Here is a 13,795-nt window from a genome sequence, read left to right on the forward strand (position 1 = left end):
CTGCTGACCGCCTTCGTGACGGTGCGGTTGCGCCGCCTGCCGATCGGCCGCGCCTGGGAGGCGCTGCGCGAGGACGAGATCGCCTGTCGCTCGCTCGGCATCGACACGACCACCACCAAGCTCACCGCCTTCGCGATCGGCGCCATGTTCGGCGGCTTCGCCGGCTCCTTCTTCGCCGCCCGGCAGGGCTTCATCTCCCCCGAATCCTTCACCTTCATGGAGTCGGCGACCATCCTGGCGATCGTCGTGCTGGGCGGCATGGGCAGCCAGATCGGCGTCGCCGTCGCGGCCGTCGCCATGATCGGCGGCACCGAGCTCTTGCGCGAATTGGACTTCCTCAAGAACGTGTTCGGGCGCGAGTTCGACCCGACCCAGTACCGCATGCTGCTGTTCGGCTTCGCCATGGTGCTGATCATGATCTGGAAGCCGCGCGGCCTGATCTCGTCCCGCTCGCCGTCCGTGTTCCTCAAGGAGCGCAAGGCCGTCTCCGGCGCGCTCGTCAAGGAGGGCCACGGCTGATGCCGAGCGCTCCCGCTCTGCTCGAGGTCGAGCACCTGACGATGCGGTTCGGCGGGCTCGTCGCCGTCAACGATCTCGGCTTCACGGCGCGGCGCGGCGACATCACCGCGCTGATCGGCCCCAACGGCGCCGGCAAGACCACCGTGTTCAACTGCATCACCGGCTTCTACAAGCCGACCGAGGGCCGCATCGGCGTGGTGCACGGCGAGCCCGCCCTGTGGGAGGAGCGCGACGCCCTCACCCGCCGCGGCGACCGCCACCTGATCCTGAACAACGGCGCCCTCTTCCTGCTGGAGCGCATGCCGGACCACCTGGTCGCCCGCCACGCCAAGGTGGCGCGCACGTTCCAGAACATCCGCCTGTTCTCCGGCATGACGGTCCTGGAGAATCTGCTGGTCGCCCAGCACGCGCCGCTGATGCTCGCCTCCGGCTTCTCGCTGCTCGGCGTGCTCGGCATCGCCAGCTACCGGCGCGCCGAGCGGGCCGCGGTCGACAAGGCCAAGCACTGGCTCGAGCTGACCGGGCTGATCGACCGCGCCGACGAGCCGGCCGGCGCCCTGCCCTACGGCGCGCAGCGGCGGCTCGAGATCGCCCGCTCGATGTGCACGGACCCGGTGCTGCTGTGCCTCGACGAGCCGGCCGCCGGCCTCAATCCGCGCGAGAGCGCCGCCCTCAACGAGCTGATCCTGGCGATCCGCGACCGCCACGCCACCTCGGTGCTGCTGATCGAGCACGACATGTCGGTGGTGATGGAGATCTCCGACCACGTGATCGTGCTCGACTACGGCGTCAAGATCGCCGACGGCACGCCCGAGGAGATCCGCAACGACCCGAAGGTCATCGCCGCCTATCTGGGCGTCGCCGACGACGAGGTCGAGGCGGTCGAGGCGGAGGTGGGGCTATGAGGGGCTTTCGACACGTGACGAAGCGCCGTCGTTCACCCTCCCCTGGAGGGGGAGGGTCGGGGCGCGTGAAGACGTATTACGGGAGCATCATGGCGCTGCGCGGCGTCGATCTCGACGTGCAGGAGGGCGAGATCGTCACGCTGATCGGCGCCAACGGGGCCGGCAAGTCGACCCTGATGATGACGATCTGCGGCAATCCCCGCGCCCGCGAAGGCCGCGTCGTGTTCGACGGGCGCGACATCACCCAGTTGCCGACCCACGAGATCGCCCGCCTGCGCATCGCCCAGTCGCCGGAGGGCCGCCGCATCTTCGGCCGCATGACCGTGCTGGAGAACCTACAGATGGGCATGGTGGCGGCCGGCCGCGACGCCGACCCGGCCGAGCTCGACCGCGTGCTCGCCTTCTTCCCGCGCCTCGCCGAGCGCCTGAGCCAGCGCGGCGGCACGCTGTCGGGCGGCGAGCAGCAGATGCTGGCGATCGCCCGCGCGCTGATGAGCAAGCCGCGGCTCCTTCTGCTCGACGAGCCCTCGCTCGGTCTCGCGCCCCTCATCGCGCAGCAGATCTTCGACATCGTCCGGGCGCTGAACCGCTCGCGCGGCCTCACCGTGTTCCTGGTCGAGCAGAACGCCTTCCACGCCCTCAAGCTCGCCCACCGTGCCTATGTGATGGTCAACGGCGCCGTCACCATGAGCGGCAGCGGCCGCGAGCTCCTGGAGCGGCCGGAGGTGCGGGCCGCCTATCTCGAAGGCGGCCGTCGCGAGGCCGCGGCCGCCGGGCCCTGAGACGTGGTCGCGATCGTCGCACAGTCATTCCGGGGCGCCGCGCAGCGGCGAACCCGGAATCCAACCACGATCGCCGAATATTCGGCTGGATTCCGGGTTCGCGCGTTCCGCGCGCCCCCGAATGACCAACCCTGAGATCGAGGCACGGAGATGCAGGGGCTGCTCTATCAGGAGGACTCGTTCGGGATCTTCCTTCTCGTCACGGTGCTGCTCGGCGGCTCCGGCGCCTGGCTGTCGGGCCGCGCCATCGCGCGGACCTGGCGGCCGTGGTGGACCGTGGTCCTCTACATGCTGATCCTCGGCTTCGCCGTGCGCTTCGTGCATTTCGCGCTGTTCGAGGGGACGCTGCTGTCGCCCTATTTCTATGCCGTGGACACCGCGATCCTGATCGCCATCGCGCTCGCCGGATTCCGCACCACGCGGCAGCGCCAGATGGCGCGCCAGTACGGCGCTCTGCTCGGGCCCTCGCCCCGTCCGTGAGCACCCCGGCTTCGCCGCGTCGCGCCCGCCGGCGCGGCACCGCGCCGCGGGGCCGGCCCCCGCCCCGGCCGGGATCGAGGATGACATTCCGGGTCGATTCCGCTTCAAATGCTGGATCGTGCCGGTCCGAACGGCGCGCTCGCGCCACGACGTTGCAGGAGGATGATCGATGATCCACGGCAGGACCCGGGTCCTTGCATACGGGCTCGCGCTCGGTCTCGCGATGGCGGCGGGCAGCGCGCAGGCGCAGATCCGCATGGGCGTCGGCGGCCCGATGACGGGCGGCAGCGCGGCCTTCGGGGCGCAGCTCAAGCAGGGCGTCGAGCAGGCCGTCCAGGACATCAACGCGGCCGGCGGCATCATGGGGCAGAAGATCGAGCTCTCGGCCGGCGACGACCGCGGCGACCCCAAGGAAGGCGTCTCGGTGGCCAACAAGTTCTCGGCCGACGGGGTGAAGTTCGTGGTCGGCCACTTCAACTCCGGCGTCACCATGCCGGCGTCCGAGGTCTACCAGGACAACGGCATGCTGGCGATCACGCCGGCCGCCACCAATCCGCGCATCACCGAGCGCGGCATGTGGAACATGTTCCGGGTGTGCGGCCGCGACGACCAGCAGGGCGGCATGGCCGGCGCCATCATCGCCGAGAGGTTCAAGGGCAAGCGCGTCGCCGTGGTGCACGACAAGACCACCTACGGGCAGGGACTCGCCGACGAGACCCGCAAGGCGATGAACGCCAAGGGCGTCAAGGAGGTCCTCTACGAGGGCGTCAACAAGGACGACAAGGACTTCACGGCGCTGGTCTCCAAGCTCAAGGCGGCCAACCCGGACCTCGTCTACTGGGGCGGCCTGCACGACACCGGCGGCATCATCCTGCGCCAGATGCGCGACCAGGGCGTCAAGGCGCCGATGATGGGCGGCGACGGCATGGCCGACGACGAGTTCGCCTCGATCGCCGGTCCCGGCGCCGAAGGCACCCTGATGACCTTCTCGCCCGATCCGCGCACCAACCCGAAGAACAAGGAGATCGTCGAAGTCTTCCGCAAGCGCGGGTTCGAGCCGCAGGCCTACACGCTGTACAGCTACGCCGGCGTGCAGATCATCAAGGCGGCGATCGAGGAAGCCAAGTCGACCGACCCCAAGAAGGTCGCCGCCGTGATCAGCAGCGGCAAGCCGTTCGACACCGTGCTGGGCACCCTGTCGCTCGACAAGAAGGGCGACGTCTCCAACGACGGCTACCTGGTCGACGGCAAGAAGAAGGACCGCTACGTGCTCTATGTCTGGAAGAAGGGCCCGGACGGCAAGCTGTCCTATTTCGAGGCCGAGTAGCCGCGACCACCGAGGCCGGACACGAATTCGACCCGCCGGGGCCGTCCCCGGCGGGTTTTTTCTTGCCGCGTGCCGTTCGGAGGGCGCGTCGATGCGTGCGGCCCGCCGCTCGGCGCCAGGATCAATGCGCCACGGTGCGGACCGCGTCGTTGCAGGCCTGCTCGCAGGCGCGGCAGGCCTCGGCGCAGACGCGGCAGTGCTCGTGATGGCCGGCGTGGCGCTCGCACTCGGCGGCGCACTGGCTGCAGGCGAGCGCGCAGGCGCCCAGCATGGCGGACAGCACGACCTCGTTGCCGCCGGTGCGACGGCTCGCCAGCGCGCCGGTCGCCAGGCAGACGTCGGCACAGTCGAGGTCGAGCCGGATGCATTGGCGGAGCTGGTCCACCATCTGCTCGCCCAGGCACGCGTCGGCGCAGGACGTGCAGGCCTGGGCGCAAGCGTAGCAGGCCTCGATGCAGCGGATCAGCGCATCGTTGGCGTTGCCGCGGATGTCGGGATGGCTTCGGATCATGTCGCTGGCGAGCATTGGACGGGCTCCGGAGTCTGTGCCGCGAGGCGGCGTGGCCCCCCGTTCACCAACCCGCGACGGCGGCCCTGGTTCGCCCCGAGCTTCGCCGGGCTGTCCGCCCCGGCGGCTCGCCGCGACGCGTCACCGGACCCGCCGTTCGCCGGCCGGTGACGGCCGCAGCGAAGGAGCCGGGCGACCCGATGCCCGAATAAAAACGGGTGCCGAAGCGAACTTCGGCACCCGTGTTCAAAACGCAGTACTCGCATCCCCACCAATCAGCCGACGCCTCCGCGTGACCCGGCCGGAGCCGGATCGGCGGCGCAGGGCTGACGCGTGGGCACGGATGCCACGCGCCACCTCGTCGCGACGGCAAAAAGCCCTCCCGACGATACGAGCGGAAAAGATCCGAGAACCTTTGCCACCCGCCTGCGCACGCTCCTCGAAAAGAGGAGAAGCGCCGAAGTCGTGCAGACTTACTTCGTCTGCACCTTCTCGGCCGCGGTCTTGATGTCCATGTAGTTGTACCGCGGGTTGTTCAGCACGAAAGCGTGGATCGCGATCGCGACGACGAGCGCGGCGATCCAGATCACCGGCAGCCAGGTCGACGGATTGAGGACCAGCCAGATCTTGTAGTCGTCTTGCGGGTTCGACATAGCCTAATCCCCTCTCGCTCAGTACCAGGGCTTCCAGGCCCACACGAGAACGTGGGCGAGGACGCAGATCACCATGAAGGCCGTGAAGGTGGTCTTGAACTGGGCGTGGAACTCGAGCGCCTCCTCCTCGGTCAGGCCGGACAGGCTCCGATTTGGTTCAGCCATCTGTATACCCTCCATTGAGGTAGCCGCGGGTCGTCGCTGCAAACGCCCCGCATGCCGGGTTTTGTCGTGACGGTGATCGCCACGACCGACATTCCGCCCGATGGCATCGGGGGAATACTGGATCGAGAACGTGCGCCAGGTGGCGCGCCAGTCGACATCGTTGAGCCAGCGCGCGAACGGCTTTGCCCAACCGACGACGTCCTCGTTGAACTTGTTGTCCTTCATCGAAATCCCGCTATCGACGACCGGTCTCCCGGCCTGCCGTACGCTGCGCGCGCCGCTCCCGGACACACGCCATGACACCAGCCGCGTTCGGCCGGCCGGCGACGGACCCGTCGCGCCCCGTGTCCGCGAATGCCCCGGTCATGGGACCGGTCCGCAGTCACGATCCGCGCCCGTCGCGCGACCCCAACATCGGCGCGCGATCCGAACCCGCGCTGGCGCAGGTCCGTAGCCCTTGTCAGGCTGTCGCCGGCGCTGTGCCGGCACGCTCGATGGCCGAGAAAACAACCGTGAGATATGAATGCAGCCGGTCGACCCGCGTAGCGATGTCTTCCGCACTGGAGGAGATATCGGTCGAACCCTCGGACGTCGGTCGCTTCAGTCCTGCCGTCTGGCCGCCTCGTCTTTTTCTCTTAACAATCAAGTGTAATGCTACCTTTACATCTAGGGGTGTCAACGAGGACCAATACGTAATTTTCCACGACTACTGCGCATGCCCCTTCGCATTATCGACGGAGAGACGTGCCGCATCGGAGTAATGCGCCGCAGGAGGCCTTGCAGACGCAGGGAGATCGCCCGCAGCGGTCGTGCGGGAGACGGCACCTCACCTATCCGGAACGGCTAACGGAGAGGGCGGCGGGACGAGTCGGGCGGCGTCCGGCATGTCGCGCCGGCGAGACAGCGTCGTGCGGCGATGCACAACGACTCTGCGCGCCGGGGACTTTGCGGGCCGGGGACTCGGGCCTCGGACTCGGGCCGGATCTCGGGCCGGCCGCTGGAGATCAGCCGATCGTGCCGAGCACCGGAAACCACTCGAGCAGCAGGAAGCTCACTTGGTTGACGAGGCCGAACAGGAAGGCGAGCCCGGTGAGGACCAGGAGCGCGCCCATCCCCTTCTCGACCCAGCCCAGGTGCCGCTTGAACCGCGCCAGGAAGGCCGCGAAGGGCTCCACCGCGAAGGCGGCGGCCAGGAACGGCAGGCCGAGGCCGGCCGAGTACACGGCCAGCAGGGCGGCGCCCTTGAGCACCGTCTCCTTGGTGCCGGCCACCGCCAGGATGGTCGCCAGGATCGGCCCGATGCACGGGGTCCAGCCGAACGCGAAGGCGAGCCCCATCACGTAGGCCCCCCACAGGCCCACCGGCCGCGGCATCTCCATCCGCTTCTCGCGCATCAGCGCCGAGACCCGGGTGAGGCCGAGGAAATGCAGGCCCATGGCGATGATCACCAGGCCGGCGACGATCGACAGCTCGGCCGAATAGGCCCGCAGCAGCGCCCCGATCACGCTGGCGCTGGCGCCGAGGGCGACGAACACGGTGGAGAAGCCGGCGACGAACAGCAGCGCGGCCAGCACGGTGCCGCGCCGGTCGCGCGGGGGTGCGGCCCCCGGCACGCCGGCCCCGGCGACCCGTTCGATCGACGCGCCGGCCAGATAGACCAGATACGGCGGCACCAGCGGCAGAACGCAGGGCGACAGGAAGCTGACCACGCCGGCGACCAGGGCCCACAGAAAGGAGACGTCCGTCATGGCGCCTAGATGCGCCGGGCGGGCCGCCCTGGCAAGCGGGCGCACCCGCGAGGCGCCGCCCGGACGATCCGCCATGCGACGCGGCCCGGCGCCACGCCGCACGAGTTTTGCAGCGCGGTTGACCGTGCAGCCGAATCCGTATCGTTTCGAGGTGTTCGAACACGGTCGTGCCATGCCCCGGAACCGATCCGTCGTCTTTGTTCCCGGCTGCGGCCTGCCGATCTCGCCCGAGCGTGCCGCGCTGGCCCGCTCTCCGCGCCGCGACGGCTCTTCCAGTCCGGATTCGAGACCATGACCACGACGCCTCGCCGCAACCTGCTCACCGACGTGCCCGGCCTTAAGGTCGGCCACGCCGAGGATCCCCGCCTCGCCTCCGGCACCACCTGCATCCTGTTCGACGAGCCCGTGATCGCCGCCTGCGACGTGCGCGGCGGCGGACCGGGCACCCGCGAGACCGACCTGCTGGACGCCGGCCGCACCGTCGAGAAGATCGACGCCATCGTGCTGTCGGGCGGCTCCGCCTTCGGCCTCGACGCCTGCGCCGGCGCCCAGGCCTATCTGCGCGACCAGGGCCGCGGCTTCGCGATCCGCGACATCCGGGTGCCGATCGTGCCGGGCGCAGCCCTGTTCGACCTGCTCAACGGCGGCGACAAGGCGTGGGGCCAGTACCCGCCCTATCGGGATCTCGGCTGGGCCGCCGCCCAGGCCGCGGCCTCCGGCACCGAGGACTTCGCGCTCGGCAGCGTCGGCGCCGGGCTCGGCGCCACCACGGTGAACCTGAAGGGCGGGCTCGGCTCCGCCTCGGCCGTCACCGAGGACGGCATCACGGTGGCGGCGATCGCCGCCGTCAACGCGGTCGGCAGCGCCACGGTCGGCGACGGGCCGTTCTTCTGGGCCGGTCCCTACGAGCAGGACGGCGAGTTCGGCGGCATGGGCTTCCCCTCGAAGATGCCGGCCGACGGGCTGAAGACCATGATGAAGGGCGTCCAGCGCACCAGCACGACGCTGGTCCTGGTCGTCACCGACGCGGCGCTCGGCCGGACCCATGCGATGCGGCTCGCCACCATGGCGCAGGACGGCATGGCGCGGTCGCTCTATCCGATCCACACGCCGCTCGACGGCGACATCGTGTTCGCCGCCGCGACCGGCCGGCGCATCCTCGGCGATGCCGTGACGGGCCTCGCGCGGCTCGGCACCGCCGCCGCCAACGTGGTCGCCCGCGCCATCGCCCGCGGCGTCTACGAGGCGACGGCCCTGCCCTTCTCCGGCGCGCTGCCCGCCTACAAGGACCGCTACCCGTCCTGACCCCGGTCCGAAGGCGGCGGGCGGAACCGCGGCTTGCGCTTCGCGCGGAAGGCGGCGACGCCCTCCTTGGCCTCGTCGGTCTCGTAGAACAGGCTCACGGCCTGCATGCCGAGCGCCGAGATGCCGCGGATCGAGTCGGAGTCGGCGTTGAAGGCGCGCTTGGCCAGCGCGAGCGCGGTCGGGCTCAGGTCGAGGATCTCGGCGCACCAGCGCGCCACCTCGGCGTCGAGCTCCTGGTGCGGCACCACCGCATTGACCAGGCCCATGGCGAGCGCCTGCTCGGCCGTGTAGCGCCGGCACAGGAACCAGATCTCGCGGGCCTTCTTCTCTCCCACCACGCGGGCCAGATAGGCGGTGCCGAAGCCCGGGTCGACCGAGCCGACCTTCGGGCCGACCTGGCCGAACACGGCGCGGTCCGAGGCGATCGCCAGATCGCAGCAGGTCACCAGCACGTTGCCGCCGCCGATCGCGAAGCCGTTGACGCGGGCGATCACCGGCTTGGGCACGTCGCGGATGACGGTGTGCAGCTCCTCGAGCGGCAGCCCGATGGTGCCGCGGCCGCCGTAGCCGCCCTCGTGGGACGACTGGTCCCCGCCGGTGCAGAAGGCCTTGTCGCCCGCCCCGGTGAGCACGATCACGCCGACCGTCCGGTCCCAGCCGGCCGTCGTGAACGCGTCGATCAGCTCCTCGCAGGTCGCGGCCCGGAAGGCGTTGTACTTGTCGGGCCGGGCGATGGTGATCCGGGCGACGCCGTCCCGGACGTCCAGGCTGATGTCGTGATACTCCGCCATGCTCACCTCTTCCGACGGTTGTCGCTGGACCGGAGTGTTGCAGATCCCGCGCAACACCGCGAAAACTCGCGCGGGACGCCCCGTTTTGGCCCGTATGGAGTGATTTCGGTAAACAAGTTCGGATAAATTGAACCAGAGGTGGCTCTCGACCGACTGAGTCGCGCTGCGACGGAACGCGTCTATTCCGATCCCGCAATCGGCGAGCGAGCTAGAGGGAACAGGCCATGCGCGCACGTACAGTGGCTGCCGGTCTCGTCGTTGTGGCGGTCGCCGGATCGATCGGAATCGTCTTCGCTCAGAAGGGCTTGCAGTGGCCGGCTCCAGCCGCCTCTCAGCCTGCCGCAGCGCCCCAGGCGGCCGCACCCGCCCCTGTGACGACCGCCTCGGCCGAGCCTCGCCCGGTCGTGCGGGCCGTCGCACAAGGCGGCGACGCGCCCATCGTGGTCGCCCAGGCGGGCGGAATGCCGCGCACCGCGGCGCCGCAGGCCGCGCCCGCCGCGACCCCGGCCGCCGCGCCGCCCGCAGCCTCGACCCCGGTCGGGCCGCCGCTCTCCGGGCCGGCCTATGTGAAGGGCCCGGCCTGCAACAATCCGGACGCGCTGGGAGTCGCCCGCGTCGTCGAGATCGACACCTCGGGCGGCCCGGGCTTCGGCTTCGAGCACTTCAAGCAGCACGACTTCCTCAAGCCCGGCGAGGTGGTGCTGACCTTCGACGACGGCCCCTGGCTCGGCAACACGCCGGCGGTGCTGCGCGCCCTCGAGCAGGAATGCGTGAAGGCCGTGTTCTTCTCCATCGGCAAGCACGCGACCTACTATCCGGACATCCTCAAGCAGGTCTTCGACGGCGGCCATTCGGTCGGCTCGCACACCTGGTCGCATGTCGATCTGTCGAAGAAGTCGCCGGACGAGCAGAAGGAAGAGATCGAGAAGGGCATCAGCGCCGTGAAGGCGGCCATCGGCCAGCCGATCGCGCCGTTCTTCCGCTTCCCGCAGCTCAAGCACCCGGCCGAGGCCGTCGCCTATCTGGGCGACCGCAACATCGCGATCTTCTCGACCGACCTCGACTCGTTCGACTTCAAGATCCGCAAGCCCGACCAGATCGTCGCGCGCGTGATGGACAAGCTGAAGAAGCACGGCAAGGGCATCATCCTGATGCACGACTTCCAGCACGGCACCTCGCTGGCGACGCCGATGCTGCTCGCCGAGCTCAAGAAGGGCGGCTACAAGGTCGTCCACATGGTGGCGGCGCGCGGGCTGCAGTCGATGCCGCAATACGACGCCATGATCGCCAAGAACGAGAAGCTCCCCACCGCCGGTTCCGGCCGCCCGACCTCGAGCGTGGTGCGCACCGTCGAGTGAGCTCTTCGGACCTCTCGATACGCAAGAAGCCCCGCCACGGCGGGGCTTCTTCGTTTTAGGGGCGTGACCGCCGAGGTCCGTCCGGACCGGTCCCGTGTTCGCGTCGCGAATTAGAAATAGCGCGCAAACGCCTGGCCGGTCGGCGAGTTGGTGATCATCTGCGTCTGCTGCTGCAGCAGCCGCTGGAACAGATCCTGGGCGCTGGCGTCCGGCCGGATGCCGGCCATGGACGTGCCCTCCTCCCGCTTGAAGGCGGCGCTGAACTCGGACTCGCTCACCTCGCCGTCGTCGTCGCCGTCCAGCGCATCGAACAGCGACGTGCTGCGGCTGTGGTCGGACGTGTTGCCGCCCAGCCCGGCGATCACGTCGTCGAACTCGGTCTTGCTGATGCGTCCGCTGCCGTCGCGGTCGAGGCGCGAGAAGATCTGGGAGTTCAGCTCGCCGGCGCCGCCGTTCTTGGCCTGCAACGCGAGCAGCGCCCTCATGGTGTCGGCCGTGACCGAGCCGGAGCTCTTGTCGGACGAGGAGGAGGACGACGTCGACTTGCCGGCCGTGTCGTCGACGCCGAACTTGGCCGAGGAGCCGGAGTTCGATTTCGATCCCGGGAAGGCCAGATCCTTCAGGGAGTTCAGAAGATCGAGGGCCGAGGTGGCCGAACCCGCGAGAAACATCATGGCGTGGCTCGTTCGTTGGTGTCGTGCTGACGGTTGATCAGCAAGAGCCGTGCCGAACGATTTTCTCTGATTTTTCAAAGGCCAAAAGAGTTACCAAACCGGCAAGACGTGCCCGTCCGGCCGCTCCCCGGCACGATCTGCCGGGTCGGCTCGCGGCGCCCCGGCCGGGCTCGCGCCGCTGCGGCGACCGGTGCGCAACGCCGCCGATCGGGCGCCGATGCCTTGAGCACCGGGCCGATCTGGGCCACAAACCGGCCGGTCCCTTCACTCGGCGTGTCCCATGCTCCGTCCCCTGAAAATCTCCCCGTCCATCCTGTCGGCCGACTTCGCCCGTCTCGGCGAGGAGGTGCGCGCCATCGACGCCGCCGGCGCCGACTGGATCCATGTCGACGTCATGGACGGCCATTTCGTGCCCAACATCACGATCGGGCCCGACATCGTGAAGGCGCTGCGGCCGCACACCGAAAAGCCGTTCGACGTGCATCTGATGATCTCGCCCTGCGACCCCTATCTGGAGGCCTTCGCCAAGGCCGGCGCCGACCTGATCACGGTGCATGTCGAGGCGGGCCCGCACGTGCATCGCTCGCTGCAGGAGATCCGGCGGCTCGGCAAGAAGGCCGGCGTGACGCTCAATCCCGGCACCCCGGAGAGCACGATCGAGCACCTGATCGACGACGTCGACCTGATCCTGGTGATGTCGGTCAATCCCGGGTTCGCGGGACAGGCCTTCATCCCGTCCGCATTGGAGAAAATCCGGCGGCTGCGCGCCCTGGCGGGCGACCGGCCGATCGACATCGAGATCGACGGCGGCGTGACGCCCGACAATGCCGGCCGCATCGCGACGGCGGGCGCCGATGTGCTGGTGGCCGGCTCGGCCGTGTTCAAGGGCCGCACGCCGGAGGCCTACGCGGCCAACATCGCGGCGATCCGGCACGCCGCGGCGGCGGCGCGCGGCGAGATCGTCTGACCGGCCGTTCCGCGGCCCGGCTCAGTTCAGGTGCCCGGTGACGCGCGCCGCCAGCGCCACGGCCTGCATGCGGTTGTCGAGACCGAGCCGGCGCAGCACGGCGGCGACGTGGAGCTTCGCGGTGTTGGCCGAGATGCCCAGCGCCTGGGCGATCTCGCCGTTGCTGCGGCCCTCCCCCAACAGCCCGAAGACCTGCCGCTGGCGCTTGGGAAGCTGATCGACGATCGACACCGGCTCGGAGCCACCCGGCTCGTCGGACCGCCGCTCGCCGTGAGCGTCGCCATTCCCATGGCCGCGGCCGTTCCCGTTACCGTTCCCGTTGCCGATCGCCGCTCCGGCCGGCACGGCCGCCGCCGCGCCCATCGACCGGGCGATCGTCTCCTCGATGGTGTGGACGATGGCGGCGAGGGTCGGCGCCGGCACCGCGTCGGGCGAGTGCAGGGCCCGCAGGCCGTCGCGCCCGGGGTCGAGCGGCAGCAGCCCCGACAGGTTGAAATGCAGCAGCGTGACGCCGCACGGCCGCGCCTCGGCGAGCGGCGTCGCCACCAGGAGCATCCACCGGGTGTCGCGTGACGACTGGCACGGATAGACGCTGGTGACGAGGTCGCAATGCCCCTCGATCAGCGCCTCGAGCTGGCGGGCGCGGTCCGGCGGGCAGAGCGAGAGATAATTGAGACCGCGGCCGCCGTCCGGCAGCGTCGCGCCGTTGGCCGGGCTGGGATCGCGCCAGGTCGCATTGGTCTGGACGATGGTGCCGTCCGGATCGAGCACGGTGACGTTGGTCGCGAGCGAGCGCAACGTCTCGAAGCGTGCCAGGGCGGTCTGCATTGCCGGTCCCCCGCGAACCAGTGTCCGGGGCAGCGTCACACTTCCGGGGCAGCGTCACACTTCCGCAGTGTCGTCGTACTGTAAACTGAGATTGACGAAGCGCATTGTCAATGAACTAACGCAGAGGCGTACATCATTCTGCTCCGAAGGCCGGGACCAGCTCGCCGCGGTCGTGCGACAGCCGGGCGCCGAGCGCCACGGCCTGCATGCGATTGCCGAGACCGAGCCGGCGCAGCACGGCGGAGACGTGCAGCTTGGCCGTATTCATCGAGATGCCGAGCGCCCCGGCGATCTGGGCGTTGCTCATGCCTTCGCCGAGCAGGGCGAGCACCTGGCGCTGCCGCCTGGGAAGGCCGGCCGTCACGTCGGGCGCCTCGCCGACCGCATGAGCCGCGGTCTCGTCGACGGCGTCGGGCCGGCCCAGCGGGCCGCCCTGCAGCATGCGGGCGATCGCCTGCTCCACCGCCTCGACGATGGCGGCGCGCGTGTCGGACGGCAGCGCCGTCGGATCGTGGCTGGCCCGCAGCGGTCGGCCGGCCAGCTCGGCCGGCAGCAGCGCAGCGAGCTCGATGCGCAGAACCGCGACGCGGCGCGGACGCGCCGTGGACAACGGCAGCGCCAGCGTCAGCATCGGCGCGCTCGTGTCGGGCGCGCCGCAGGACGCGACCGCGGTGAACACGTCGCAGCGCCCGCCGATCACGGCGGCGACGCCGCTCGCCTGGTCGGGCGTGCAATGGGCGAAGAAATCAGAGCCGATGCCGTCGTTCGGCAGCGCGAGGCCGCGG

15 protein-coding genes and 1 pseudogene are annotated in these 13,795 nt (G+C 69.8%); 8 read left to right on the plus strand and 8 right to left on the minus strand.

Going from position 1 to position 13,795, the window contains the following annotated elements:
* The 5 genes from CH341_RS19530 to CH341_RS19550 form a co-directional block, all read left to right on the plus strand.
* Positions 1–519 (plus strand): ABC transporter permease subunit (locus tag CH341_RS19530; protein WP_425376196.1); only part of this gene is annotated, 519 nt, incomplete at its 5' end.
* Entirely contained in the window at positions 519–1,424 is a 906-nt protein-coding gene (locus tag CH341_RS19535; RefSeq protein ID WP_111420659.1) for an ABC transporter ATP-binding protein, read from the plus strand. The genes CH341_RS19530 and CH341_RS19535, both read left to right, overlap by 1 nt.
* An 89-nt stretch (positions 1,425–1,513) precedes the next feature.
* Positions 1,514–2,206 carry an ABC transporter ATP-binding protein gene (locus CH341_RS19540; protein ID WP_245431149.1) on the plus strand — a complete coding sequence of 231 codons (693 nt, stop codon included), beginning with the start codon at positions 1,514–1,516 and terminating at the stop codon, positions 2,204–2,206.
* A 150-nt stretch (positions 2,207–2,356) separates the two neighbouring features.
* Positions 2,357–2,686: a DUF6867 family protein gene (locus tag CH341_RS19545; RefSeq protein ID WP_111420661.1), complete on the plus strand. Its 330-nt coding sequence runs from the start codon at positions 2,357–2,359 to the stop codon at positions 2,684–2,686.
* A gap of 169 nt (positions 2,687–2,855) precedes the next feature.
* Entirely contained in the window at positions 2,856–4,013 is a 1,158-nt protein-coding gene (locus CH341_RS19550) for a branched-chain amino acid ABC transporter substrate-binding protein (protein WP_111420662.1), read from the plus strand.
* Between the two features lie 121 nt (positions 4,014–4,134).
* On the opposite strand, the gene CH341_RS19555 is transcribed toward CH341_RS19550, so the two are convergent.
* The 4 genes and pseudogenes from CH341_RS19555 to CH341_RS19570 form a co-directional block, all read right to left on the minus strand.
* Entirely contained in the window at positions 4,135–4,539 is a 405-nt protein-coding gene (locus CH341_RS19555) for a four-helix bundle copper-binding protein (protein WP_111420663.1), read from the minus strand.
* A 455-nt stretch (positions 4,540–4,994) separates the two neighbouring features.
* Positions 4,995–5,174, minus strand: a complete 180-nt coding sequence (pufA, locus tag CH341_RS19560) for a light-harvesting antenna LH1, alpha subunit (RefSeq protein WP_111420664.1) — start codon at positions 5,172–5,174, stop codon at positions 4,995–4,997.
* A gap of 24 nt (positions 5,175–5,198) precedes the next feature.
* Positions 5,199–5,339: pseudogene (gene pufB / locus CH341_RS36465) on the minus strand (light-harvesting antenna LH1, beta subunit); the annotation flags it as partial.
* Between the two features lie 1,004 nt (positions 5,340–6,343).
* Positions 6,344–7,087, minus strand: coding sequence for a cytochrome c biogenesis CcdA family protein (locus CH341_RS19570; protein ID WP_111420665.1), 744 nt, complete (start codon positions 7,085–7,087; stop codon positions 6,344–6,346).
* Positions 7,088–7,378: 291 nt separating this feature from the next.
* Between CH341_RS19570 and CH341_RS19575 the strand changes: the two genes are divergently transcribed.
* The gene (locus CH341_RS19575; protein ID WP_111420666.1) at positions 7,379–8,392 is read left to right on the plus strand and encodes a P1 family peptidase; all 1,014 of its coding nucleotides are present in this window, start codon (positions 7,379–7,381) and stop codon (positions 8,390–8,392) included.
* Here CH341_RS19575 and CH341_RS19580 read toward each other — a convergent pair.
* Complete coding sequence (locus CH341_RS19580; RefSeq protein WP_111420667.1) at positions 8,380–9,183, minus strand: enoyl-CoA hydratase-related protein; 804 nt, start codon at positions 9,181–9,183, stop codon at positions 8,380–8,382. The two genes, CH341_RS19575 and CH341_RS19580, sit on opposite strands and share 13 nt — an antisense overlap.
* 224 nt (positions 9,184–9,407) lie before the next feature.
* On the opposite strand from CH341_RS19580, the gene CH341_RS19585 reads away from it, so the two are divergent.
* Positions 9,408–10,541 (plus strand): polysaccharide deacetylase family protein, encoded by a 1,134-nt coding sequence (locus CH341_RS19585; protein ID WP_111420668.1) that lies wholly within the window; start codon positions 9,408–9,410, stop codon positions 10,539–10,541.
* A 110-nt stretch (positions 10,542–10,651) separates the two neighbouring features.
* Here CH341_RS19585 and CH341_RS19590 read toward each other — a convergent pair whose 3' ends face one another.
* Positions 10,652–11,215: an EF-hand domain-containing protein gene (locus tag CH341_RS19590; protein ID WP_111420669.1), complete on the minus strand. Its 564-nt coding sequence runs from the start codon at positions 11,213–11,215 to the stop codon at positions 10,652–10,654.
* 280 nt (positions 11,216–11,495) lie between these two features.
* Here CH341_RS19590 and rpe point away from each other — a divergent pair, with 280 nt between their 5' ends.
* A complete protein-coding gene (rpe, locus tag CH341_RS19595) occupies positions 11,496–12,182 on the plus strand; it encodes a ribulose-phosphate 3-epimerase (RefSeq protein ID WP_111420670.1) in 687 nt (228 codons plus the stop codon).
* A 21-nt stretch (positions 12,183–12,203) separates the two neighbouring features.
* On the opposite strand, the gene CH341_RS19600 is transcribed toward rpe, so the two are convergent.
* A complete protein-coding gene (locus CH341_RS19600; RefSeq protein WP_111420671.1) occupies positions 12,204–13,010 on the minus strand; it encodes a PAS and helix-turn-helix domain-containing protein in 807 nt (268 codons plus the stop codon).
* 133 nt (positions 13,011–13,143) lie between these two features.
* Positions 13,144–13,795 (minus strand): helix-turn-helix transcriptional regulator (locus CH341_RS19605; protein WP_111420672.1); only part of this gene is annotated, 652 nt, incomplete at its 5' end.

Source organism: Rhodoplanes roseus (assembly GCF_003258865.1).
GTDB classification, from domain to species: domain Bacteria; phylum Pseudomonadota; class Alphaproteobacteria; order Rhizobiales; family Xanthobacteraceae; genus Rhodoplanes; species Rhodoplanes roseus.